Origin of the sequence: Actinocatenispora rupis (assembly GCF_016861975.1) — a bacterium.
GTDB lineage: Bacteria > Actinomycetota > Actinomycetes > Mycobacteriales > Micromonosporaceae > Actinocatenispora > Actinocatenispora rupis.
In genome coordinates this window covers 154,687-177,492 of record NZ_BOMB01000031.1, presented here as the reverse complement: position 1 = coordinate 177,492, position 22,806 = coordinate 154,687, and the positions used below count along the sequence as shown (strand labels likewise).

Here is a 22,806-nt window from a genome sequence, read left to right as displayed (position 1 = left end):
GCCCGAGCGGTGGTGCCGGCATGACCACAGCAACGGTCGAGAAGCCTTGCGTCGTAACGGATCCGGTTCGTACGGTGCGCCGTCCGTCGCTGGTCGCCGCAGCCCGCGCTGTCCCGCTCGCTGCCACCCGAGCGTTGGTGCCGGCATGACCACGGCCGCGGTCGAGAAGCCTTGCGCCGCAACGGATCCGGTCCGTACGGTGCGCCGTCCGGTGGTGGTCGCCGCGGTGGCGGGCGCCGCCGCGGACCTGGCCGGTACGGCGCTGCTCGCCACCGCGGCGTGGCTGCTGGCGCGTGCCGCGGAACGGCCGGGCCTCGCCGCGCTGTCCGTCGCGATCGTCGGGGTACGCGCGTTCGCGCTGCTGCGCGGCACCCTCCGGTACGCGGAGCGGGTGACCGGGCACGGCGCGGCGCTGCGGGCGCTCGCCGACCTGCGCGCCCGGGTGTACGCGGGGCTGGTGCCGCTGGCGCCCGGTGGACTGCCGGCGTGGCGCCGCGCGGAGCTGCTGCACCGGATGGTCGCGGACACCGCGGCGGTGCAGGACCTGGTGGTGCGCTGCGCGGTGCCGGCGGCGGGCGCGGTGGTCGCGGGCGGCGCCGGGCTGCTGCTGGTCGCCCTGCTGGCCCCGCCCGCGGCGGTGCCGCTGGCGCTGGCGCTCCTCACCTCCGCGGTACTGCTGCCGGCGCTCGCCGCCCGGCACCGTCGACGTACCGCGGCGGTGGACGACACGGCGGTGGCGGTGACGGCGGCCGACCTGCTCGACGGTGCCGCCGAGCTCGCCGCGTACTCCGCGACCGGCGCCGCGCTCGCCACCGCTGGCGCCGCGCACGCCGACCGGGCCGCCCGGGAACGCGCCGAGTCGCGTACCGCCGGGCTGCTCACCGCGTTCGGCCTCGCCGTGCAGGGCCTCGCCGCCGTCGCCGCGACCGTGCTGGCCGGGCCGGTGGGTGGGCCGGCGGTGGCCGTGGTGGGGCTGACGACGCTGGTGGCGCTCGAACCGGCGCTGGCGCTGCCCGCCGCCGCCCGCCGGTACGCCGACGCCCGCGCCGCGCTGGCCCGGGTCCGCGCCGTCCTGGCCGCGCCGCCACCCGTACCGGAGCCGGCGGTGCCGCTGCCCGCCCCGACCGGTCCGGTACGCATCGAGGTCCGCGACCTGACCGTCCGGTACCGGGCGGGTGGCGCGGCGGCCGTGGCGGGCCTGTCCGTCGACGTACCGGCGGGCACCCGGCTGGTGGTGACCGGGCCGAGCGGCTCCGGCAAGAGCACCCTGCTCGCCGTACTCCGCCGGTTCGTGGCGCCGTCCGCCGGCACCGTGCGGCTCGCCGGCCACCCGATCGACGCGTACGCGGGGGCAGACGTGCGGCGGGTGGTCGGCGGGGTCGGCGAGGAGGCGTGGCTGTTCGACACGACGCTCGCGGCGAACCTGCGGCTCGGCCGGGCGGGCGCGACCGACGGCGACCTGCGCGCCGTACTCGACCGGGTGGGGCTGGGCGACGTGCTCGGCCTCGACACCCCGGTCGGTACGGACGGCGCGGCCCTGTCCGGCGGCCAGCGGCAGCGCGTCCTGCTGGCTCGCGCCCTGCTCGCCGACCCGCCCGTACTGCTGCTGGACGAGCCGACCGAGGGGCTCGCCGCCGACGACGCGGACCGGCTGCTCGCGGACGTCCTGGCCGCGACCGCCGGGCGTACGACGATCCTGGTGACGCACGACCCGGCCGCCCTCCGGTACGCGGACCGGGTGCTGGACCTGGGCGCCTGAGTCCGTCAGTCGTCGGTGTCGCGGCGGAGCTTCTTGATGTCGCCGCGGCGGCGCTTGGCGTTGAGCCGGCGGGTGACGGAGCCGCGGGACGGCTTCGTCGGCCGGCGCGGTGGCGGCGGTGGCGCCACCGCCTCCCGTACGAGGGTGGCGAGGCGGTCGGCGGCGGCGCGCCGGTTGTCGAGCTGCGCCCGGTGTTCGGAGGCGGCGACGGTGAGGACGCCGTCGACGAGCCGTCCGCCGAGCCGGTCGACCGCGCGCCGCTTGAGCGCGGGGGACAGGACCGTGGAGCCGGCGAGGTCCCAGGACAGCTCGACCCGCGAGTCGGCCGTGTTGACGCCCTGGCCGCCCGGTCCGCCGGACCGGGAGAAGCGCCAGTGCAGCTCGGCCCCGGGGATCGAGATCGAGCGCGTCACGGCCAGTACGTCGGGCATCGGTCCAGCCTAGCCAACGGGGCATCGACGCACGTCACGGTGGTGCCGGCGGGTCCGCAGGTCACGGCGCGGCAAGGCCGGACCGTCGGGCGCGTGCCGCTACCGGCCGGGAGCGTCCACCGTGGCGCGCGTTCCGCCGCCGGCCCGGAAAGTCCACTGTGGACGGACAAAGGGTTCACCGGCCGTTCCGGTAGAGGACGCGGAAGCCGAGATGGTCGGCGAACGCGGCGAACCGCGCGGACCGCATGGTCGACTCGGCGGAGTCGACGCGCTTGCCGTTGACGAGCCGGTCGAGCAGCACCGTCTCGAACGCGGCGGCCTCCACCCAGTCCACCGTCTTCGTGTACCCGCAGATCAGCGCGGCGCCGGTGCGGTCGAGGAAGTCGCGCAGGGCCCGGTCGGGCGCCTTGAGCACGGCGCAGCTGCCGAAGAACAGCCGCCGACCGGTGCACTTGCCGGCGAGGATCTCGCCCACCTCGTCCAGCTCGATGGTGTTGTCGTGGTGGTTGAACTCGGTGAGCAGCAGCCGCTGCGGCTCGCCGTGCAGCGCGAAGAACCCGACGTTGTAGTCGTCGTACTGCTTGAGGGTCCAGCGGTCCAGGTAGTACTCCAGCTCCTGGGCGGTGGCGACGTCCTTGTGGATGTACCGGAGGCTCTGGATGCGCTCCAGCAGCTCCAGGGTCGGCAGCACCGACCCCTTGCTGGTCAGATCGCGCGCCCACTGACCTTCGACGCAGAACACCCCACCCCGCGACATACCACACCAGCCCTTCCGGCGACAGCCCAGCGGAGTCTAAGAGCAGCCCCCGACAACGACCCAGCGGTACCACCCCTCCGGGTGGAGCCGCGCCGCGCGCCGTCACCGGGCGTACCGGGGTGGTCGCGGCGGGGTCGGGCGGCGGGGCATTGACAGGGGTGGTGTGGAGGGGGTGACATGTCGGTTTGACACCGTTGTCAGGCATCCTGCCGGCATCGACCCGTTCGGAGGCGTTCATGGCGTCCAGACCCCTGCGGCTCGCCCTCGGTGGCGTACTCGCCGCGACCCTGCTCGTCCCGCCCGCCGCGGCCACCGCCGCCCCCGTCCACCCGCACGCCGCCGTGTGCGACAAGTACTGCGACGCGCGCGATCCCGCGCTGGCGGCGGGCGACCGTACTCCGGTGTCGGCGACCGTGTGGTCCCGGCAGATCGTGCTGCACGCCGACGACGCCGACGACATGATGTGGGCCAGCATCGACAACGGCGACCCCGGCGACGAGGTGTGGCTGGACCGGTCCTGGGACGGCGGGCGTACCTGGTCGTCCGGCTCGAAACTCGGCGACACGAGCGTGCCGGACGGTTCCCGCGGCTGGCGCACGCTGATGTACAACGCGGACGACTGGGGCGCGAAGTCCATCGGTGCGCTGCGCGCCTGCGGCAAGGCCGGCAACCGCCCCGAGATCGCCTGCACCCCGTGGGCCCGCACCACCTGGAACGCCGCGGACCGGCGCCGCGCCGCCGCCACCGCGCTGATGGCCTTCTACGACAACGGAACCGGCCTGTTCGACACCACCGGCTGGTGGAACTCCGCGAACGCGCTGACCGCCGTCATCGACAACATCCGCACCTCCGGCATGGCCAGCTACCAGTACGCGATCGCGACCACGTACGACAGGAACGTCAACGCGCAGGGTGGCAACTTCACCAACGACTACATCGACGACACGGGGTGGTGGGGCCTCGCCTGGGTCGACGCGTACGACCTGACCGGCGACCCGCGCTACCTCGACACCGCCCGCGCCGACGCCGACCACATGGCCCGGTACTGGGACTCCACCTGCGGCGGCGGCGTCTGGTGGAGCACCGCGAGGACGTACAAGAACGCCATCCCGAACGAGCTGTACCTGCGGCTCACCGCGGCGCTGCACAACCGGATCCCCGGCGACACCACGTACCTGACGCGGGCGAAGGACGAGTGGAGCTGGTTCCAGCAGTCCGGCATGATCAACGGCTCGCACCTCGTCAACGACGGGCTCACCGCCGGCTGCGCCAACAACGGCCAGACCACCTGGTCGTACAACCAGGGCGTGGTGCTCGGTGGGCTCGCCGAGCTGTACCGGGCCACGAACGACGCCTCGCTGCTGACCGCCGGGCGCAGCCTCGCCGACGCCTCCACCACCGCGACCGCGCTCAACCCCAACGGAATCCTCGCCGAACCCGGTGAGGCCGGCACCGACGGCGGCGGCGACGGACCCTCCTTCAAGGGCGCGTACGTCCGCGGCCTCGGCGCGCTGAACGCGGCGCTGGGCGACCACCCGTACAGCGGATACCTGACGCGCCAAGCGAACGCGGTCTACACCGACGACCGCAATGCCTTCGACCAGTACGGCTTCCACTGGGCCGGCCCCCTCGACACGACCGACGCCGCCCGCCAGCAGTCCGCCCTCGACCTCCTCAACATCACCGGCTGACCCAGCGTGTATCCGACAGTGACGTCCCGTTGCGGCGGAGTACCATCTGGCCGTTCGCAACGGGGCGACACCGAGAGGTCCACAATGGACACCGACCCGGCACCACCCGAGACAGTCCGCGACTACTTCGTCCACGAACTCCGCCGCCGACGACGGCTGGCCGGGCTCAGCCAGGCCGATCTGGCCCGCCAGATGAACTACTCGCCCGCGCTGATCGGCATGGTCGAGACGCACCAACGCCCGCCCACACACGAGTTCCTGGCGGTCTGCGACCGGGTCCTCGGCTGCGACGGCGCACTGCTCGGCCTCTGGCCGCTCCTCGCGCACGACGTCCACCCGCACTGGTTCCGCTCGTTCGTGGCACTGGAAGCCGAGGCCGTCGCGCTGAACGAGTTCGAGGTCCTGGCGATCCCAGGGCTGCTACAGACCGAGGATTATGCCCGGGCGAACTTGGTCGTCGGCTGGCCGCCGAAGCCGGCGGCCGAAATCGAGACGTCGATCGCGGCGAGACTCCGGCGTCAACAGATCCTGGAACGTGACGACCCTCCACTGCTCTGGTTCGTGATCGATGAGTCCGTGCTGTTCCGTCCCTTCGGTAGCAGGCAGATCATGGTGGACCAGTTGTGGCATCTGGTGAGAGCCACCCAGCGTCCGTTCATCCGGCTCTCGGTGCTACCAATGGCGAGCAGCAGCCACATCGGCGTGGACGGTGCCTTCGCGCTCATGGAACTGCCGCGGCAGGAGCGCATCGCCTACATCGAGGGGCCGGCCGCCGGACAGGTCATTTCCGACCCAGTTGCTGTGGAACGGTGCCGGCTGGCGTTCGACGCGATTCGCGGGCAGGCCCTGTCCGTGGAAGAGTCGGTCGAGCTGATCGTCCGCACGATTGGAGAGCGGTATGAGAGCCCCTGAGCATCTGAGATGGTGGAAGAGCAGCCGCAGCACCAGCCAGGGCGGGAATTGCATCGAGGTCGCGGTCGACACGCTCGACTGGCGTACGAGTAGCCGGAGCACCGGCCAGGGCGGGCAGTGCGCGGAGGTCGCTGAGCGTGGGGCGACCTGGTACGTGCGGGATTCGAAGGACCGGCAGGGGCCGGTGTTGAGTATGGCCGGCGCCGCGTGGGCGGCGTTCACCGACGCGGTACGAGGAAATCGCCTCGGCTGAGGACAGGAGAGCGCTATGAGTGTGAGCTGGTGGACGAGCAGTCGCAGCAGTACCCAGGGCGGTAACTGCGTCGAGGTCGGGTTCGACCTGTTGGCGTGGCGCAAGAGCAGCCGCAGTGGATCGCAGGGCGGGCAGTGCGTGGAGGTCGCTGAGCGTGGGGCGACCTGGTACGTGCGGGATTCGAAGGACCGGCGGGGGCCGGTGTTGAGCGTGAACGGTGCCGCGTGGGCCGCGTTCACCGACGCGGTACGCCGGGGCCGCATCGGCTGATCCGCTTGCGTACCAACCGAAGGGCTCCGGTCCACTGTGGACCGGAGCCCGTCGCCGTCAGTCGTCCAGGACGGTGAGGTCGAGGCCGGCGAGCCGGTCGGGGTCGGCGAGGATCGTGATGGCGGTGATCCGGTCGTCGACGACGGTGAAGGCCAGCAGCGAGGTGGGCCGGCCGTCGACCCAGGACATGGTGCCGACGGCGCCGTTGACGAGGACGCGCCGGTGGACGCCTTCGGTGGCGGTGCGGCGGAACATGAGCGCGGAGCCGGCGACGGCGTCGGCGCCGTGCAGTTCCTTGGAGAGCTGCGGGCGGGAGAGGCCACCGTCGGCGCGGAGTACGACGTCGGGGTGGAGGACGGCGACGAGGGCGTCGAAGTCGCCGGCCTGGGACGCGGCGAGGAACGCGTCGACGACCTGCTTCTGCCGCACCACGTCCGGGTCGGGCGCGACGGGCTGCCCCTGTACGCGGCGGCGGGCGCGGCTGGCGAGCTGCCGCGCCGAGGCGGGGGAGCGGTCCAGCACGTCGGCGATCTCCTCGAACGGCACGCCGAACATGTCGTGCAGCACGAACGCGAGCCGTTCGGCGGGCGCGAGCGTGTCGAGGACGACGAGCAGCGCCAGCCCGACGGAGTCGGCGAGCAGCGCCTGCTGCTCCGGGTCGACGCGGTCCTCCCGGCTCACCACCGGATCCGGTACGTGCGTGTCGAGCGGCTGCTCGCCCCGGGTACGCCGGGACCGCAGCATGTTGAGGGCGACCCGGGCGACGACGGTGGTCAGCCAGCCGCCGAGGTTGCGTACCTCGTCGGTCCCGGCCCGGCTGACCCGCAGCCACGCCTCCTGCACCGCGTCGTCCGCCTCGGTCAGCGACCCGAGCATCCGGTACGCCACGGCGCGCAGGTGTCCGCGCTGCTGCTCGAACTGTTCGGCCAGGAACTCGTTCTCGGTCACGTGTCACACTCTCCCGTTCGCGCTGTCACCACACTGACCCATCGGCGGCGCCGGATGTGACAGCCGCGGCCCAGATCACGTCCGCGAAGCGCCCGTACGGGCAGATACCCCACCGCTCCACCCGGTCCGCGGTGGACTCGACCGCGGGGCGCAGGGTTGACTCTCGACCTGGTCGAGACGGGAGGGTTCCGGGCGTGTACGACGGCGAGCTGCTCGGTATCGGGGAGATGGCGCGGGCCGGCGGGCTGCCGGTCAGCGCGCTGCGCTTCTACGACGGCGCCGGCCTGCTGGTACCGCGGCGGGTCGATCCGCGCAGCGGCTACCGGCGGTACGGCCGGGACCAGGTGCCGGTCGCGCGGCTGCTGGCCCGGCTGCGCCGGGTCGGGATGCCGCTGGCCGAGATGCGCGCGCTGGTGGCCGCCCGCCACGACCGCGCCCTGGTCGGTGCGCTCGTCGCCGGACACCTGGCCCGGCTGGAGGCCGGGCTGGCCGATGCCCGACGAGAACTGGAGTCCGTGATGTCCGAGACCGATCCCGCCGTGACCGCGTTCCGGGTCACCGCCGCCGACCTGCGCCACGCCCTCGACGCGGTACGGTTCGCGCTGCCCACCGCCGGCCCCGCCGACCTCGACGCGGTGCTGTTCGAGGTGGACGACGAGCGGCTGACCCTGGTCGCCACCGACCGGTACCGGATGGCGGTCAGCGCCGTACCGGTGACGGGGCGGTCGGGGCCCGCCGGCCGGCTGCCCGTACCGAGGGCGGAGCTGGACCGGATCGCCGCGCTGGCCGCCGACCCGCTCGACGCCCGTATCGACGGCGACGTGCTGCACCTCGCCGACCTCACGCTCACCGCCCACCCGGGCGACTACCCGGCGTACCGGATGGTGGTGGGTTCGGTTGGGGGACAACGGATCCCGGTCGACGCGGGGGAGCTGCGGGCGATGCTCGCGGACGGCCCGGTGCACACCGTACCGGAGGCGCAGGGTCCGGTCGCCGCGCTCGGACTGGACCCCGCCGGTGCGCTCCGCGTCGTCGATCCCACCACGCCCGGGTTCGTCGCCGCCGTGAACCGCGGGTACCTGCTGGACGCGCTCGACGCGGCGCCCGCCGGACAGCTCGTCCTCGACCTCGACGGGCCGCTGCACCCGCTCGCCGTCCGCCACCCCACCGACCCCGGGACGTACTCGGTGCTCATGCCCGTCCGGCTGCCCTGACCGCCCCCTGCTGACCGGTTGCGGTGCCGTCCCGGCGGCTCGCGTCAGTCGGTGCGGAGGTAGCGGCGGAGGACGAGCTTCAGTTCGGCCAGGATCGCCGGATCGCCGGCCGGGTCGTCCCGGAACGCCTCGTTGAGGAGCTTGTCGCCGACGGTCACCGCGACCCGGGACTGCCGCACCGACACGGCGATCCCGTACCGCTGGGTCAGGACGGCGCGGAAGTGGCTGGCGATCAGTTCGTCGTGGGCGTCGGACACGTCGCGGGGCAGGTGCGTCGCGGTGCCGCCGACGAACCAGACCTGGTGGAACCCCGGCTCGGACCGGTAGAAGTCGGCGTACGCGTCGACGACGCGGTCGACGAGCCGGGAGGCGCGGGCGGGCGGGTCGGCGAGCGCGCCGTCGAGTACCGCGGTCATGCGGTCGAGCCAGCGCAGCAGCAGCGCGTTGGCGATCTCCGTCTTGTCGGCGAAGTAGCGGTAGAGGGAGCCGACGGCGACGCCGGAGCGTTCGGCGATCAGCTTGGTGCTGATCTCGTGGTACGGCAGCTCGATGAGCAGCGCGGCCGTGGTGGCGAGGATCTGTTCCCGTTTCGCCCGGCTGCGCTCCTGCCGTGGGGTGCCGCGGCTTGACACGGCGGCAAAACCTGAACCAGACTCCGGTTCATGTCCGTTGCGCATGCATCCAGGGTACGGCCGTTCGGGCTGCTCTGGGTCGCCAGTACGATCTCCGCGCTCGGCGACGGCGTGCACTGGATCGCGCTGCCGCTGCTCGCCGCCTCCGTCACCACCGACCCGCGGCTCGTCTCCCTGGTGTCCGTCGCCGAACAACTGCCCTGGGTACTCTTCGGCCTGCTCGCCGGCGCGCTCGCCGACCGCGTCGACCGCCGCCGCGTACTGTGGCGCCTCGACGTCGTGCGCGCCGCCGTCGTCGCCGTCCTCGCCGCGACCGTCCTCACCGGTACGGTCACGCTGCCCGTCGTGCTCGTCGTCGCGTTCGCCCTCACCAGCGTCGGCACCCTGTACGACAGCGCCTCCGCCGCGATGGTCCCCGCGCTCGTACCGGAGGCGCAGCGGCCCGCCGCCAACGGTCGGCTCCAGGCCGGCATGCTCGTCGCCGACACGCTGCTCGGCGCGCCCGTCGGCGCCACCCTGTTCACCGCGCTGGCCGCTGCGCCGTTCCTCGTCGACGCCGCCAGCTTCGCCGCCGCCGCGATCCTCGTCGCCGCCATCCCGGTACGTGCCGCGCCACCCGCCACGCGCGCCGCCGGTACCGTACGCGCGGACGTGGTGGCCGGGTTGCGGTTCCTGCTCGGCCACCGGCTGCTGCGCCGGCTCTGCGCGTACGGGGCCCTGCTCAACCTCGTCACCACCGTCGCCGTGGCCCTGCTCGTGCTCTACACCCGCGGCGTCCTGCACCTCGGCAGCCTCGGGTACGGGCTGCTCGTCGCGGCGTTCGCCGTCGGCGGCGTACTCGGATCGCTGACCGCCGGCCGGATCGCCGCCGCCGTCGGATCCCGCACCGTGCTGCTCGCCGCGGTCGCCGTCGGCGGGGCCGGAGCGACGGGGATGGCGCTCGCCACCCATCCCGTACCGGCGGGCATCGCGGTCGGCGTGTTCGGTGCGGCGAACGGCCTGTGGAGCGTGGTGGCGGTGTCGACCCGGCAGTCGCTCGTGCCGGACCGGATGCTCGGCCGCGTCAGCAGCGCCTTCCGGCTCGTCACCCTCGGCGCCGGTCCGCTCGGCGCGCTGGCCGCCGGCTTCGTCGCCCACCGGTACGGCCTGCGCGCCCCGATCGCCGGCGCCGCAACACTTCTGGTCCTCGGCGCGGTACTCGCACCGGCCCTGTTCACCCGCGCCGACCTGCCCGCCCGCCGCCCCTGACCGGGCCCGCTCGTACCGGGGCCCGGACCCGCCGGCGCCCCTGACTGGACCGGGACGCGGATGGTCCGTTGTGGAGGGTCGGCGGTCGGTCGTGGCGGAGCCGACGACCCGTCGACCCGCGCTCTCGCCGGGGTGTGCGCGTCCACTGTGGAGCGTCCGGGCCGCACTGGTCGTCCCTCGCGGCCTGACCTGGCCGCGGGGTCCATTGTGGAGGGTCAGGAGTCGGTGTGGCGGAACCAGACCACGGCCAGCGGCGGTACCTGGATCGTCGCGGACGCGGGCAGGCCGTGCCACGACTCGTCGGTGGCGGTCACCTCGCCGAAGTTGCCCCACCCCGACCCGCCGTACGACTCGGCGTCGGTGTTCAGCGCCTCCACCCACCGTCCCGTACGCGGCAGGCCGAGGCGGTAGTCGGGGTGCGGGCTGCCGGAGAAGTTGGCCACGCAGGCGACGACGCTGCCGTCGGATCCCCAGCGCAGGAAGGAGAAGACGTTGCCGGCGGCGTCGTTCGCGTCGATCCAGGCGAAGCCGGCGGGGGAGGTGTCCTGGCTCCACAGCGCCGGCAGGTCGCGGTAGCGCGCGTTCAGGTCGGCGACCATGGCGGCGACGCCGGCGTGCCCCGGGTCGGCGAGCGCGTCCCACTCCAGGCCGCGTTCCTCGCTCCACTCGCCGGGCTGCGCGAACTCGCTGCCGCTGAACAGCAGTTGCTTGCCCGGGTGCGCCCACATGAACCCGAGCAGCGCCCGTACGCCGGCGAGCTTGTTCCACTCGTCGCCGGGCATCTTCCCGTACAGCGAGCCCTTGCCGTGCACGACCTCGTCGTGGCTGATCGGCAGCACGAAGTTCTCGCTCCACGCGTACATGAGGGAGAAGGTCATCTCGTGGTGGTGGTACTGCCGGTACACCGGGTCCTTCGCCACGTACGACAGGGTGTCGTGCATCCAGCCCATGTTCCACTTGAACCCGAACCCGAGCCCGCCGAGGTACGTGGGCCGGGTGACGCCGGGCCACGCGGTCGACTCCTCCGCCACCATCACCACACCCGGGTACTTCTTGTACACGGTGGCGTTCGCCTCCTGGAGGAACGACACCGCGTCGAGGTTCTCCCGGCCGCCGTGCACGTTCGGCGTCCACTCGCCCTCGTTGCGCGAGTAGTCCAGGTAGAGCATGGACGCGACGGCGTCGACCCGCAGCCCGTCGACGTGGAACTCCTCGCACCAGTACAGGGCGTTGGCGACGAGGAAGTTGCGGACCTCGCGCCGGCCGAAGTCGAACACCAGCGTGCCCCAGTCGGGGTGCTCGCCGCGGCCCGGGTCGGCGTGCTCGTAGCACGGCGTACCGTCGAACCGGGCCAGCGCCCACTCGTCGCGCGGGAAGTGCGCCGGCACCCAGTCGAGGATCACGCCGATGCCCGCGGCGTGCAGCCGGTCCACCAGGTGCCGGAAGTCGTCCGGGCCGCCGAACCGGGCGGTCGGCGCGTAGTAGCTGGTCACCTGGTAGCCCCAGGACCCGCCGAACGGGTGCTCCGCCACCGGCAGGAACTCCACGTGCGTGAAGCCCAACGTCGTCACGTACTCGACGAGCTGGTCGGCCAGCTCCCGGTAGCCGAGGCCCGGCCGCCACGACCCGAGATGCACCTCGTACACCGACATGGGCAGCTCGTGCCAGGTGGCCTGGCGCCGGTGCGACATCCACGCCGCGTCCGACCAGTCGTACGTGGAGCGGAAAACCCGGGACGCGGTGCGCGGCGGCACCTCCGTGGCCTGCGCCATCGGGTCGGCCTTCTCCCGCCACTGCCCGTCCGGACCCAGGACCCGGTACTTGTACAGCCCGTCGGCCGGGAAGTCCGGTACGAACAGCTCCCACACGCCGGACGAGCCCAGCGAGCGCATGTTCAGCCCGGCGTACGGGCCCCAGCCGACGCCGTCGCCGATCACCCGGACGGCCCGCGCGTTCGGCGCCCAGACGGCGAAGGACACGCCGGCCACCGTGCCGTTGGGCGTCGAGTACGAGCGGACGTGGGCGCCGAGGACCCGCCACAGCTCCTCGTGCCGGCCCTCGCCGATCAGGTGCAGGTCGGTGTCGGACAGCGTCGGCAGCCACCGGTACGGGTCGTCCACGACGCGGGTGCCCGCCGCGTCCGTGACCTCCAGCCGGTAGTCGCGCGGCCCACCCGGCAGCAGCGCCTCGAACACGCCGCCGTCGTGCACCGCCGTCGCCGGGAACCGCTGGTCGCCGTCGACCACCACGACCGTGTCCGCACCCGGCCGCAGCGTCCGCACCGCCGTACGGTCGCCGACCGGGTGCGCACCCAGCAGCGCATGGGGGTCGTGGATCTCGCCCCGTACCAACCGGTCCAGTTCGGCCCTGTCCACCGATCGCGCAGTCGCCACCTGACAACCCTAAGCGCCCCGGCCGTCCGCCGCGCGCCGTTGCGCCCGGTACCGGCGGGTCGTGTCGCGGCTCGGGCGGGGGCGGGCCGGTGCGGGCGCAGACTGGGCGCCGGGCCGCGGCGCCGGCCCGTACCGAAAGCCCGGGGTCGTGCGGTTTAAGCTGCCGTACTGACCGCTTTGTCGGGCGGTACGGAGGGTAGTGCGGATGGGTGCGCTAATCGCCGGCCGGTACCGGTTGGAGGAACAGGTCGGGCTGGGCGGCATGGGGCTCGTGTGGCGTGCCACCGACGAGGAGCTGGGCCGGGTCGTCGCGGTCAAGCGGTCCCACCTGACCGGGCCGCGCGGCGGGCGGCAGGTCCGCCGCGAGGCGCGCATCGCCGCCGTGCTCCAGCACCCGCACGTCGTCACCCTGTACGACGTGGTCCCCGACGGCGACGACCGCTGGCTGGTCATGGAGTACCTGCCGTGGCGGAGCCTGGCGCAGCTCGTCGGCGCGACCGGACCGCTGTCGCCCCGGCGTACGGCGGCGCTCGGGGCGCAGCTCGCCGGCGCGCTGGAAGCGTTGCACGACAAGGGGATCGTGCACTGCGACGTGAAACCCGGCAACGTGCTGGTGGCCGACGGCGGCGTCGCGAAACTCACCGACTTCGGGCTGTCCCGGCAGCTCACCGAAGATGCCGCGCTCGGCGACGGCCGGCTCCGCGGCACCCCCGCGTACCTGGCGCCGGAGGTGGCGAACGGTCGCGAGCCGACGGCCGCCTCCGACGTGTTCTCCCTCGGCGCCACGCTGTACGCGGCGGTCGAGGGCGTCTCGCCGTTCGGCAGCTCCGACAGCCCGGCGGCACTGCAACGGCGGTCCCGGTCGGGCGCGATCGCCCCGCCCGTACGTGCCGGCGCGCCGCTCGCCCGGGTCCTCGCCGCGATGCTCGCGCCCGACCCCGCCGCCCGGCCCACCGCCGCCCAGGCCCGCGCCCGGCTCACCGCCGTCGCCCAGCCCCGCCGCCGGGTACGCCCGCGCGCCCGCCGTACCCCGGTCGCGGTGGCACTGCTGGTCGTACTCGCCGTCGTGGCGCTCGCGGCGGGCGGCGACATCCCGCGGGCCGCGGCCGTACCGGCGGTCGGTGCGGCGGCCACCGCGGACCCGTGCGCGCTGCTGTCACCCGACCGGCTCGGCCGGTACGGCCGGGTCGACGTGGAGACCGACTACGGCAACTTCAACCGGTGCGACGCGATCGTGCAGCGCTCCGCCGGCCCCGACGTCGACGTACGCGCCGAGCTGGCGGTCGGCGCGCTGCCGCCCGGCCACCGCACGTACGTGGCCGGGATGCCGGTGATCGCCGCGCCGGCCGGTGACGACGAGTGCGACCGGGTCGTCGTCATCGGCGACGGCTACCAGGTGTACGTCACGGCCGAACTGCTCGCCGACGGCACCGCGTCGCTCTGCGGCATGGCCGACACCGGTACGGCCGCCGCGGTCGACGCGCTCCGCAAGGGCACCCTGCCGCGGCGCGCCACCGGGTTCCCGGCCGGGTCGCTGGCCCGGGTCGACGCGTGCCGGCTGCTGCGCGGCGCGCCCGGCGTCGACACCAGCACCGCCGAACGCGGCTTCGCCGGCTGGGACTGCGCCTGGGACGGCACCGGCGACACCGACATCCGCCTCCGGTTCGACCGCAACGAGCCGCTCACCACCGAGGACGGCAGCCCCGTCACCCTCGCCGGCCACACCGGGTACGTGCAGCCCGACGGCGACGGCGGCGGCACCTGCCTCGTCCAGGTCGTCCAACGCCGGTACGGCGACCCGCACGGCCAACCCACCGAGGAACTCGTCTACCTCGTCGTACACGGCCACGGCCACGGCTCCCGGTACTGCGCCACCGCGACCCGGCTGGCCCGTACCGCCGCCGCGCGCCTCCCGCACCCCTGACCGCACCACCCCGGTATACGGCGCCCGCCGGGGAGCGGTCCCCGCACCGAGCGGTAGACCTGTCGTACCGGCCGGGTCGATGCTGGCCGGGACGCGGGACGCGGGACGCGGGACGCGGGAACGCGGGACGCGGGAACGCGGGGACACGGAGGTGCGGGGTGCACAACGTGCGACGTTCGTCGGGGCACGCGCTGCGGGCGGGACACGACAGCCTCGCCCTCGGCGTACCGGAGTCGGTGCCGGGCACGATCTTCGCGCTGGCGGTCACCGGCGGCATCGAGATGCGGCCCCGGGAGGGACGCACCATCCTGTTCGGCCGCAACTCCGACGACGTGCACGTGTGCGTCGGCGCCGACGACCGCGGCGTCAGCCGCCAGCATGGCGTACTGCTGTGCGAGGACAACCGCTGGTGGGTACGCAACACCGGCCGGCTGCCGATCCGCCTGCCCGGGTCCAGGCTGCTGTTCCACGGCGAGGACCCCGTTCCCCTCACCGCCGGGTACTCGCCGCTGTTCGTGCGCGGCGCCCGCAACCGCGACCACCTCCTTGAGGTGTACGTGGCGTCCACGGCCGGCGACCGCCCCACCGCACGCCACCTCGACCCCACGCAACCGCCGCGGCTGTGGCGGCTCGCGCCCGACGAGCGCGCCGTACTGACCGTGCTCGGCCAGCGGTACCTGCGGCACGAGGCGCACCCGCAGCCGCTGACCTGGCGGCAGACCGCGGAGGCGCTGGCCGAGCTGTTCCCCGCCGCCGGCTGGACCGCCAAGCGGGTCGAACACCACGTGGTCGCCGTGCGTACCCGGCTGTCCCGGGACGGTGTCGCGGGGCTGACCCGCGAGGAGGTCGGCGAACCCGTCGGCAACGCGCTCAACGACAACCTGCTCCGCGAACTCATGCTTTCCACCACGCTGATCCCGCCGGACCTGGCGCTGCTCGACCACCCCTGACCCGCGGGTCCGTGTCGCCTCGCAACGCGGCGCCGACGCCGGCGACCACCGGGTCGACCAGGCGGAGCGGGCCGGGCCGGGGTACGGGACCCCTCCCGCCGGACGCGGCTACGTTCCAGGCAAAACCGTTGGCAGGGAAGGGATCCGACGATGGAGAAGCTCGTGGTCGCGGCGATCGTCGTCGCCGCCGTCCTGGTGTACCTGGTGCCGGTCGTGATCACCGGGCTCAAGGGCAAGCAGGGCATGGTGTTCGCCGGACTGTTCCTGCACCCGGTGTGGTGGGTCGGCGCGATCCGCCTCGCCAAGCCCGACTCGTACTGGGCGCGCCGGTTCTACCCGCCGGAGAAGATGGACCGGGCCCGCGCCCGCGAGGTGGACGGCCCGCTGTTCCAGCCGGAGTCGGACCGGCTGGCCGCGCTGTCGCACACGAAGGTCGACCCGCACTGACGGGTACGCCGGCCCGGCCGTGGACCGGACCGGCGTACGAGGTCAGGGTGCCCCGATCCCTTGCGGGAAAAGGGAAGTCACGCTCTACGGGAGCTTCCAGTCGACCGGCTCGGCGCCCTGCTGGGCGAGCAGCTCGTTCGCCCGGGAGAACGGGCGGGAGCCGAAGAAGCCGCCGCTGGCGGACATCGGGCTGGGGTGCACGCTCTTGACCACCGGGGTGTCGCCGAGCAGCGGCTGCAGCGACTGCGCGTCGCGGCCCCACAGGATCGCGACCAGCGGTCCGCCGCGCGCCACCAGCGCCTGGATCGCGGCGTCGGTGACCGCCTCCCAGCCCTTGCCGCGGTGCGCGGCCGGCTTGCCCGGCTGGACGGTGAGGCACCGGTTGAGCAGCAGGACGCCGTGCTCGGTCCACGGGGTGAGGTCGCCGTTCGCCGGCCGCGGGTGGCCGAGGTCGTCGCAGTACTCCTTGAAGATGTTGCGGAGGCTGGCCGGCAGCCGCACGTCGGGCGCGACCGAGAAGGACAGGCCGACCGCGTTGCCGGGTGTGGGGTAGGGGTCCTGGCCGACGATCAGCACCCGCACGTCACCCAGCGGCTGCCGGAACGCGCGCAGCACGTTGTCCCCGGCGGGGAGGTAGCCGCGGCCCGCCGCGTTCTCCTCGCGGAGGAACTCGCCCATGGCCGTGATCCGGTCCGCCACCGGCGCCAGCGCCTCGGCCCAACTCGGATCGACAACGTCACTCAACGGTCGCCCACTCATGCCGAGAGACCCTACCCATCGGGTACGACACGTCCGCATTCCGGTCGCCGCATCGGGCGGCGGCCGGCTTGACGAACCAAGCTAAGTGCATTAGCTTTATGGCTACGTTGATTCTCTTGCTGGGGAGTACGCCATGACGCACAGCGCCGTCCACGCGAGCACGCCGACCGTCCGCCCGTGGTACCGGGGGATCGGCACGGTGCCGGGGATCGTCGGACTCGGCTTCGTCGCCTCCTGGATCGTCGGGCTGTCCGTGTCGACGGTGTCCACCGCCCCGCACGCCACCGGCGCGCAGGTCATCACGCAGTACGCGGGGCACGAGGGGATCGGGCTGGTGCAGTTCCTCTGCACCGAGGGGTTGCCGGCGGTCGGGCTGGCCGTCGTGACCGCCGCCGTCGGTCGTGCCGCCGGCGGCCGGTACGGGCGCCTCGTGCGCGGCACCGGTCTCGCCGCGGCCGCCCTGTCGCTGTTGATGTTCGGCCTCGGCGCGGTGCTCACGCTGTGGGCGGTACCGGGCGGGCACGTCGCCGCGGCCGGCGCGCTCAACGACGCCGTCAGCCGCGTCGACGGGGTCAAGATGCTGCTGCTGGGCGCCGTGGGCGCGGGCGCGGTCGGACTCGCCGGGCGCGGCCTGCCCCGCTGGCTGGCGTACGTGGGGGCGGCGCTCGCGGTGACCATGGCCGTCACCGCCGTCGGGTACCTGTTCCTGCTCGGCGGTCCGGCGCAGGTGGCGGTGGTGTCGCTGCCACTGCTGCTGGTCTTCGTCGCCGCGGCGGGCATCGTCACCGGCCGGCGCTGAGCGTCGATACGCCAACGACCCGGCCGCGTGGCGCGGCCGGGTCGACGCGCGTCAGGAACCGGCGGCCACCATCCGGGCGATGGACCGCAGCGGGATCGACCGCCACGCCGGGCGGTGCGTCGCCTCGTACACGACCTCGTAGACGGCCTTGTCCAGCTCGTACGCCCGGAGCAGCGCGGCGTGCCGCATCGGGTCCACCCGGGCCGCCCCGGCGTACCCGGTGCAGAACGCCTTGCGGTTGCGCGCCGCCCACTCCTGCGCCCGGAACTCCAGCTGGTGGTCGTCGGCCGTGTCGCCGACGAGCAGGTGCTCGGCCGCGTAGTCGAAGGAGCGCAGCATGCCGGCCACGTCGCGCAGCGGCGAGTCCGGCAGCAGCCGCTCCGCCAGCGGCTTCACCGGCTCGCCCTCGAAGTCGATCACCAGCCAGGACGTCGGCGTCCGGAGTACCTGGCCGAGGTGCAGGTCGCCGTGGATGCGCTGCACCGGGCAGGCGTCGGTCAGCCCCGCCACCGCCGCGAACTCGGTACGCAGCGCGTCCGCGTGCGGCGCCAGCTCCGGTACGACCCCGACCGCGTCCGACAGCCGGCCGATCATCCCGGTCGACAGCTCCGCGTACCCGGCCCGGTCCAGCTCCGTACTGCCGAGCGTGTCGGCCAGGTCGGCGTGCACCGCGGCGATCGCCTCGCCCAGCCGTTCGGCCTCGCCGGCGAAGTCGCCGCCCACCTCGTCGGCGCGCAGGTCACCCTCCGCGAACAGGTCCCGCACGCTCGCGGTGGCCATCGCCCAGCCCTCCGCCGAGTTCGCCGCGTACGCCGAGACCATCGCGTACGACACGGTGTCGCCGAGCAGCTCGCCCTCGACCTCGCCGAGCAGTTCGGCGACGTGCTCGGAGCCGGCCCGGCGCAGCGCCCGGTTCAGCTCCACGTCCGGGTTGCGGCCGGGGGTGAGGCGGCGGAACAGCTTGAGGATCGCGCTCTCGTCGTACACGACGCTGGTGTTGGACTGTTCGACGTCGACCACCCGGCTCGGTTCGCCACGCGGGATCGCCGCGCCCGCCTCGGGCCGGAAGCGCAGCCCGCCGCGGACGGCGCCGGAGTCGAGCAGCCGCAACAGTTCCTCGGCGAGTACGTCGTCCCAGAGCCCCGCGTACGCGACGAGGTCGTCCACGGCGCCGATCCGGACGTGCTGCAGCTTCTCCGGCAACTGCCGCCGGTACCCGAGGAGCAGCTGGTACCGGTCGGGTGCGCCGGCCGCGTACGCCACCTCGACGACCACGTGGTCGAGCAGCGGCTCCGTCTCCACCAGCGCCACGCACGACACCGGTGTCACGGTGCGTACGGTGCGGTGCTTGCCGGCGAACCAGCGCTGTTCGGGCAGCCAGCCGGCGAGCGGCGCGGCGAGCCCGCGGGCCCGTACGTCGGGTGTCGTCATGCCGCCACCGCGGCCGTCGGCCCGCCGGGCCGTGTGTCCGGGTCCGTCCTCATGCCTCGCGTCCCTTCCCCGCGCCGCCGGGGTCGTGCGTCGCCTCCTGCTGGGGTCGTACCCCGGCGGCATCCCACGACCCCTCCGCCGTCGCCGCCGTCCCACCCATCCTGGCTCAGGTGCCCTCGTCCCGCGCGCTGATCTGGAACCAGAAGAACCCGTGCCCCGGCAGGGTCAGCAGGTACGGAAGCTCGCCGACGGGCGGGAACGGCACCAGGCCGGACAGTTCCACCGGTACCCAGCCCTCCCACTGCCGCAGGTTCAGCTCGATCGGCTGCGGGAAGCGGGACAGGTTGTTCACGCACAGCACCACGTCGTGGATCTCCGGCGAGTCCTCGTCGGCCGGATCCGCGTGCCCCTTGTACTCCCGCAGGTACGACAGCACCGACGGGTTGGAGCCGCCGAGGTCGTGGAAGTCGCCGAGCGCGAACGCGGGGTGCCGCTTGCGTACCTCGATCATGCGGCGGGTCCAGTGCAGCAGCGACGCCGACGAGTTCAGCTGCGACTCGACGTTGATCGTCTGGTACCCGTAGATCGCGTCCATGATGGGCGGCAGGTAGAGCCGGCCCGGGTTGGCCTGGGAGAACCCGGCGTTGCGGTCCGGCGTCCACTGCATCGGCGTGCGCACCGCGTCCCGGTCGCCGAGCCAGATGTTGTCGCCCATGCCGATCTCGTCGCCGTAGTAGAGGATCGGCGAGCCGGGCAGCGACAGCAGCATCGCGGTGAACAGCTCGAGCTGGTTGCGGTCGTTGTCGAGGAGCGGGGCGAGTCGCCGGCGGATGCCGATGTTGGCCCGCATCCGCGGATCCTTCGCGTACTCCCCGTACATGTAGTCGCGCTCGTCGTCGGTGACCATCTCCAGCGTCAGCTCGTCGTGGTTGCGCAGGAAGATGCCCCACTGGCAACCGGACGGGATCGCCGGCGTCTGCTGCATGATCTCCGAGATCGGGAACCGCGACTCCCGCCGTACGGCCATGAAGATGCGCGGCATCAGCGGGAAGTGGAATGCCATGTGGCACTCGTCGCCGCCCACGTCCGGGTCGCCGAAGTACTCGACCACGTCGGTCGGCCACTGGTTCGCCTCGGCCAGCAGCACCCGCCCCGGGTACTCGTCCTCCACGACCTTGCGCACGCTGCGCAGGAACGCGTGCGTCTCCGGCAGGTTCTCGCAGTTCGTGTCGTCCCGCTCGAACAGGTACGGCACCGCGTCCAGCCGGAACCCGTCGATGCCGAGGTCCAGCCAGAACCGCAGGACCGACAGCATCTCCTCCTGTACCCGCGGGTTGTCGTAGTTGAGGTCCGGCTGGTGCGAGAAGAACCGGTGCCAGTAGAACTGCCGCCGCACCGGGTCGTACGTCCAGTTGGACTCCTCGGTGTCGACGAAGATGATCCGCGCCTCCGGGTACCGCTCGTCGGCGTCCGACCAGACGTAGTAGTCGGAGTACTCGCCGTCCGGGTTGCGGCGCGACTCCTGGAACCACGGATGCGCCTCGGAGGTGTGGTTCATGACCAGGTCGGTGATCACCCGGATGCCGCGCTTGTGCGCCTCGTCCAGCAGCAGGACGAAGTCCTCCACCGTGCCGAACTCCGGCAGCACCTGGTAGAAGTCGCTGATGTCGTACCCGCCGTCGCGCAGCGGCGACGCGTAGAACGGCGGCAGCCACAGGCAGTCGACGCCCAGCCAGGACAGGTAGTCCAGCTTGGCGGTCAGCCCGCGCAGGTCGCCGCAGCCGTCCGCGGTCGAGTCGTTGAACGCCCGGACGAGCACCTCGTAGAAGACCGCCCGCTTGAACCAGTGCGGGTCGGTCGGCAGCGACCGCGCCGACCGGTAGTCCGCCGGCTGCGGGTGCGTCACCTGGCCGTCGGCGGTGACGTGGCTGCCCTCGTGCTCGTCCGGTACCGGCCGGACCACCGTCTCACTCACCGCACACCTCGGGTAGTAGATCGCGCGTCATCGGTACGGGTGCACCGTGAACACGTGCGCGGGCTCCAGGTGCGGGTCCAGCCGCACCGCGTTGAACTGTCCCCAGTCGTACTCGGCGCCGGTGATCTCGTCGCGCACCCGGAACCGGTCCGCCCAGTCCAGCCCGAGCGCGGGCAACTCCAGCGCCGTGTTGCCCCAGTGGACGTTGTGTGAATCCAACAGGCACACGACCAGAACGGTGTTCCCGGTGCGATGGTCACGCTTCGAGAAGCAGATCATCGCGTCGTTGTCGATCGGGTGGAACACGAGGTCACGCATCTGCTGCAGGGCCGGGTTCGCCCGGCGCAGCGCGTTCAGCCGGGTCAGGTACGGCGCGAGGCTGCGTCCCTCCGCCTCCGCCGCCGCCCAGTCCCGCGGCCGCAGCTGGTACTTCTCCGAGTCCAGGTACTCCTCGCTGCCCTCGTGCCGCGGCAGGTGCTCGTACAGCTCGTAGCCGGAGTAGACGCCCCAGTTGGAGGAGAGGGTGGCGGCGAGCGCGGCGCGGATCTTGAACATCGGCGGGCCGCCGTGCTGGAGCGTCTCGTGCAGGATGTCCGGCGTGTTCGGCCAGAAGTTCGGCCGCATGTGGTCCATCGAGCCGACCAGCTGCTCGCCGTACTCGGTCAGCTCCTGCTTCGTCGTCCGCCACGTGAAGTACGTGTACGACTGGGTGAAGCCGACCTTCGCCAGCCCGTGCATCATCGCCGGCCGGGTGAACGCCTCCGCCAGGAACAGCACGTCCGGGTGCGTCTTGTGCACCTCGGCGATCAGCCACTGCCAGAAGTTCACCGGCTTGGTGTGCGGGTTGTCGACCCGGAACACCGACACCCCGTGGTCGATCCAGTGCCGCACCACGCGCAGAGCCTCCGCCCGGATGCCCTTCGGGTCGCGGTCGAAGTTCAACGGGTAGATGTCCTGGTACTTCTTCGGCGGGTTCTCCGCGTACGCGATGGAGCCGTCCGCGCGCTGGGTGAACCACTCCGGATGCTCGGTGACCCACGGATGGTCCGGCGCGCACTGCAACGCCAGGTCCAGCGCGACCTCCATGCCCAGCTCCCGGGTCCGCGCGACGAACGCGTCGAAGTCCGCGAGAGTACCGAGCTGGGGGTGGACCGCGTCGTGCCCGCCGTCCGCCGAACCGATCGCCCACGGCACGCCCACGTCGTCCGGGCCGGCGACCAGCGCGTTGTTGCGGCCCTTGCGGTTCACCGCACCGATCGGGTGCACCGGCGGCAGGTACACGATGTCGAAGCCCATCGCGGCGATCGCCGGCAGCCGCTCCGCCGCCGTCTTGAAACTGCCGTGCTCCGCCACGCCCGCCGGGTGGTGCACGCCCGCCTCGGACCGCGGGAAGAACTCGTACCAGGACGAGAACAGCGCGCGCGGCCGGTCCACCCACACCGGGTACGTCGCCGACCGGGACACCAGGTCACGCACCGGGTACTCCCACAGCAGGTCGGCCAGCGCGAGCGCGGGGGCGACCCGGTGGTTCAGGTCCAGCGACTCGTCGCGCAGCGCCAGCACGGCGGCGGTGACGTCCGGGCGGCGTTCCTTGGGCGCCAACCGGATCGCCCGCACCAGCACCTCGGCGCCGTCGGCGAGATCGTTGCGCAGGTCCTCGACGCCCTGCCCGGCGTCGATCTTCACCGTCACCGCGTGCCGCCACGTCCGGTACGGATCGGCGAACGCCTCGACGCAGAACGTCCAGCGGCCCATCAGGTCCGGCTCGACCTCGGCGGTCCACCGGTCCCGACCGGACGCCGACTCGGTCATCCGGGTGAACGGCTGCTTGATGCCCGCGGGGCTGCGCCACACCACGTTGCAGCCGAGGGCGTCGTGGCCCTCCCGGTACACGGTGGCGCCGATGGTGACCCGCTCGCCGACCACGGCCTTGGCCATGTGTCTGCCGCAGTCCACGACGGGGGAGACACGTTCAATGGGGATTCGTCCGGTCATCGCTGACCACGGTATCCA

Annotated in this window: 20 protein-coding genes; 11 read left to right on the top strand and 9 right to left on the bottom strand. The window is 73.0% G+C overall.

Annotated elements, in window-relative coordinates; translation table 11 throughout:
• Window positions 1–145: 145 nt before the first annotated feature.
• Window positions 146–1,759 carry a thiol reductant ABC exporter subunit CydC gene (gene cydC / locus Aru02nite_RS26735; RefSeq protein WP_203662311.1) on the top strand — a complete coding sequence of 538 codons (1,614 nt, stop codon included), beginning with the start codon at window positions 146–148 and terminating at the stop codon, window positions 1,757–1,759.
• A 5-nt stretch (window positions 1,760–1,764) separates the two neighbouring features.
• On the opposite strand, the gene arfB is transcribed toward cydC, so the two are convergent.
• Both arfB and Aru02nite_RS26725 read right to left on the bottom strand, forming a co-directional pair.
• Complete coding sequence (gene arfB / locus Aru02nite_RS26730; protein ID WP_203662310.1) at window positions 1,765–2,190, bottom strand: alternative ribosome rescue aminoacyl-tRNA hydrolase ArfB; 426 nt, start codon at window positions 2,188–2,190, stop codon at window positions 1,765–1,767.
• 175 nt (window positions 2,191–2,365) lie between these two features.
• Window positions 2,366–2,947, bottom strand: coding sequence for a DUF6642 family protein (locus Aru02nite_RS26725; protein ID WP_203662309.1), 582 nt, complete (start codon window positions 2,945–2,947; stop codon window positions 2,366–2,368).
• Window positions 2,948–3,183: 236 nt separating this feature from the next.
• Here Aru02nite_RS26725 and Aru02nite_RS26720 point away from each other — a divergent pair, with 236 nt between their 5' ends.
• The 4 genes from Aru02nite_RS26720 (at window position 3,184) to Aru02nite_RS26705 (ending at window position 6,073) form a co-directional block, all read left to right on the top strand.
• Window positions 3,184–4,638, top strand: a complete 1,455-nt coding sequence (locus Aru02nite_RS26720) for a glycoside hydrolase family 76 protein (protein WP_203662308.1) — start codon at window positions 3,184–3,186, stop codon at window positions 4,636–4,638.
• A gap of 84 nt (window positions 4,639–4,722) precedes the next feature.
• Entirely contained in the window at window positions 4,723–5,550 is an 828-nt protein-coding gene (locus tag Aru02nite_RS26715; RefSeq protein WP_203662307.1) for a helix-turn-helix domain-containing protein, read from the top strand.
• Window positions 5,537–5,803: a DUF397 domain-containing protein gene (locus tag Aru02nite_RS26710; protein WP_203662306.1), complete on the top strand. Its 267-nt coding sequence runs from the start codon at window positions 5,537–5,539 to the stop codon at window positions 5,801–5,803. The genes Aru02nite_RS26715 and Aru02nite_RS26710 overlap by 14 nt, the downstream gene beginning before the upstream one ends.
• A gap of 15 nt (window positions 5,804–5,818) precedes the next feature.
• The gene (locus Aru02nite_RS26705) at window positions 5,819–6,073 is read left to right on the top strand and encodes a DUF397 domain-containing protein (RefSeq protein ID WP_203662305.1); all 255 of its coding nucleotides are present in this window, start codon (window positions 5,819–5,821) and stop codon (window positions 6,071–6,073) included.
• A gap of 57 nt (window positions 6,074–6,130) precedes the next feature.
• Here Aru02nite_RS26705 and sigJ read toward each other — a convergent pair whose 3' ends face one another.
• Window positions 6,131–7,021: an RNA polymerase sigma factor SigJ gene (sigJ, locus tag Aru02nite_RS26700; protein ID WP_203662304.1), complete on the bottom strand. Its 891-nt coding sequence runs from the start codon at window positions 7,019–7,021 to the stop codon at window positions 6,131–6,133.
• A gap of 194 nt (window positions 7,022–7,215) precedes the next feature.
• Between sigJ and Aru02nite_RS26695 the strand changes: the two genes are divergently transcribed.
• Complete coding sequence (locus Aru02nite_RS26695; protein ID WP_239076969.1) at window positions 7,216–8,235, top strand: MerR family transcriptional regulator; 1,020 nt, start codon at window positions 7,216–7,218, stop codon at window positions 8,233–8,235.
• 44 nt (window positions 8,236–8,279) lie between these two features.
• Here Aru02nite_RS26695 and Aru02nite_RS26690 read toward each other — a convergent pair whose 3' ends face one another.
• The gene (locus Aru02nite_RS26690; protein WP_203662303.1) at window positions 8,280–8,867 is read right to left on the bottom strand and encodes a TetR/AcrR family transcriptional regulator; all 588 of its coding nucleotides are present in this window, start codon (window positions 8,865–8,867) and stop codon (window positions 8,280–8,282) included.
• 30 nt (window positions 8,868–8,897) lie between these two features.
• On the opposite strand from Aru02nite_RS26690, the gene Aru02nite_RS26685 reads away from it, so the two are divergent.
• Window positions 8,898–10,115, top strand: coding sequence for an MFS transporter (locus tag Aru02nite_RS26685; protein WP_203662302.1), 1,218 nt, complete (start codon window positions 8,898–8,900; stop codon window positions 10,113–10,115).
• A 215-nt stretch (window positions 10,116–10,330) separates the two neighbouring features.
• On the opposite strand, the gene glgB is transcribed toward Aru02nite_RS26685, so the two are convergent.
• Window positions 10,331–12,475: a 1,4-alpha-glucan branching protein GlgB gene (gene glgB / locus Aru02nite_RS26680; RefSeq protein WP_203662360.1), complete on the bottom strand. Its 2,145-nt coding sequence runs from the start codon at window positions 12,473–12,475 to the stop codon at window positions 10,331–10,333.
• A 238-nt stretch (window positions 12,476–12,713) separates the two neighbouring features.
• Here glgB and Aru02nite_RS26675 point away from each other — a divergent pair, with 238 nt between their 5' ends.
• From Aru02nite_RS26675 to Aru02nite_RS26665, 3 genes are all read left to right on the top strand, one after another.
• The gene (locus Aru02nite_RS26675) at window positions 12,714–14,432 is read left to right on the top strand and encodes a serine/threonine-protein kinase (RefSeq protein ID WP_203662301.1); all 1,719 of its coding nucleotides are present in this window, start codon (window positions 12,714–12,716) and stop codon (window positions 14,430–14,432) included.
• 167 nt (window positions 14,433–14,599) lie between these two features.
• Window positions 14,600–15,382, top strand: a complete 783-nt coding sequence (locus Aru02nite_RS26670; protein ID WP_203662300.1) for an FHA domain-containing protein — start codon at window positions 14,600–14,602, stop codon at window positions 15,380–15,382.
• A gap of 150 nt (window positions 15,383–15,532) precedes the next feature.
• Window positions 15,533–15,829 carry a hypothetical protein gene (locus tag Aru02nite_RS26665; RefSeq protein ID WP_203662299.1) on the top strand — a complete coding sequence of 99 codons (297 nt, stop codon included), beginning with the start codon at window positions 15,533–15,535 and terminating at the stop codon, window positions 15,827–15,829.
• 84 nt (window positions 15,830–15,913) lie between these two features.
• Here Aru02nite_RS26665 and Aru02nite_RS26660 read toward each other — a convergent pair whose 3' ends face one another.
• The gene (locus Aru02nite_RS26660; RefSeq protein ID WP_203662298.1) at window positions 15,914–16,588 is read right to left on the bottom strand and encodes a uracil-DNA glycosylase; all 675 of its coding nucleotides are present in this window, start codon (window positions 16,586–16,588) and stop codon (window positions 15,914–15,916) included.
• Between the two features lie 133 nt (window positions 16,589–16,721).
• Between Aru02nite_RS26660 and Aru02nite_RS26655 the strand changes: the two genes are divergently transcribed.
• Entirely contained in the window at window positions 16,722–17,387 is a 666-nt protein-coding gene (locus Aru02nite_RS26655; RefSeq protein ID WP_203662297.1) for a hypothetical protein, read from the top strand.
• Between the two features lie 51 nt (window positions 17,388–17,438).
• Here the strand turns inward: Aru02nite_RS26655 and Aru02nite_RS26650 are convergent, their stop codons facing one another.
• The 3 genes from Aru02nite_RS26650 to Aru02nite_RS26640 all read right to left on the bottom strand — a co-directional run bounded on the left by Aru02nite_RS26650 (window position 17,439) and on the right by Aru02nite_RS26640 (window position 22,788).
• Window positions 17,439–18,818: a maltokinase N-terminal cap-like domain-containing protein gene (locus Aru02nite_RS26650; protein ID WP_203662296.1), complete on the bottom strand. Its 1,380-nt coding sequence runs from the start codon at window positions 18,816–18,818 to the stop codon at window positions 17,439–17,441.
• A 166-nt stretch (window positions 18,819–18,984) separates the two neighbouring features.
• The gene (treS, locus tag Aru02nite_RS26645) at window positions 18,985–20,793 is read right to left on the bottom strand and encodes a maltose alpha-D-glucosyltransferase (RefSeq protein WP_239076968.1); all 1,809 of its coding nucleotides are present in this window, start codon (window positions 20,791–20,793) and stop codon (window positions 18,985–18,987) included.
• 27 nt (window positions 20,794–20,820) lie between these two features.
• Window positions 20,821–22,788, bottom strand: coding sequence for an alpha-1,4-glucan--maltose-1-phosphate maltosyltransferase (locus Aru02nite_RS26640; RefSeq protein ID WP_203662295.1), 1,968 nt, complete (start codon window positions 22,786–22,788; stop codon window positions 20,821–20,823).
• Window positions 22,789–22,806 lie beyond the last annotated feature (18 nt).

Excerpts from the sequence above, each read along its gene's own strand:
- Aru02nite_RS26710 (WP_203662306.1), top strand. The coding sequence starts at position 5,537 with ATGAGAGCCCCTGAGCATCTGAGATGGTGGAAGAGCAGCCGCAGCACC.
- Aru02nite_RS26665 (WP_203662299.1), top strand. The coding sequence starts at position 15,533 with ATGGAGAAGCTCGTGGTCGCGGCGATCGTCGTCGCCGCCGTCCTGGTG.
- arfB (WP_203662310.1), bottom strand. The coding sequence starts at position 2,190 with ATGCCCGACGTACTGGCCGTGACGCGCTCGATCTCGATCCCCGGGGCC.
- Aru02nite_RS26720 (WP_203662308.1), top strand. The coding sequence starts at position 3,184 with ATGGCGTCCAGACCCCTGCGGCTCGCCCTCGGTGGCGTACTCGCCGCG.
- Aru02nite_RS26705 (WP_203662305.1), top strand. The coding sequence starts at position 5,819 with ATGAGTGTGAGCTGGTGGACGAGCAGTCGCAGCAGTACCCAGGGCGGT.
- Aru02nite_RS26640 (WP_203662295.1), bottom strand. The coding sequence starts at position 22,788 with ATGACCGGACGAATCCCCATTGAACGTGTCTCCCCCGTCGTGGACTGC.
- Aru02nite_RS26685 (WP_203662302.1), top strand. The coding sequence starts at position 8,898 with ATGTCCGTTGCGCATGCATCCAGGGTACGGCCGTTCGGGCTGCTCTGG.
- Aru02nite_RS26650 (WP_203662296.1), bottom strand. The coding sequence starts at position 18,818 with ATGACGACACCCGACGTACGGGCCCGCGGGCTCGCCGCGCCGCTCGCC.
- Aru02nite_RS26655 (WP_203662297.1), top strand. The coding sequence starts at position 16,722 with ATGACGCACAGCGCCGTCCACGCGAGCACGCCGACCGTCCGCCCGTGG.
- Aru02nite_RS26715 (WP_203662307.1), top strand. The coding sequence starts at position 4,723 with ATGGACACCGACCCGGCACCACCCGAGACAGTCCGCGACTACTTCGTC.
- Aru02nite_RS26725 (WP_203662309.1), bottom strand. The coding sequence starts at position 2,947 with ATGTCGCGGGGTGGGGTGTTCTGCGTCGAAGGTCAGTGGGCGCGCGAT.
- Aru02nite_RS26660 (WP_203662298.1), bottom strand. The coding sequence starts at position 16,588 with ATGAGTGGGCGACCGTTGAGTGACGTTGTCGATCCGAGTTGGGCCGAG.
- Aru02nite_RS26675 (WP_203662301.1), top strand. The coding sequence starts at position 12,714 with ATGGGTGCGCTAATCGCCGGCCGGTACCGGTTGGAGGAACAGGTCGGG.
- cydC (WP_203662311.1), top strand. The coding sequence starts at position 146 with ATGACCACGGCCGCGGTCGAGAAGCCTTGCGCCGCAACGGATCCGGTC.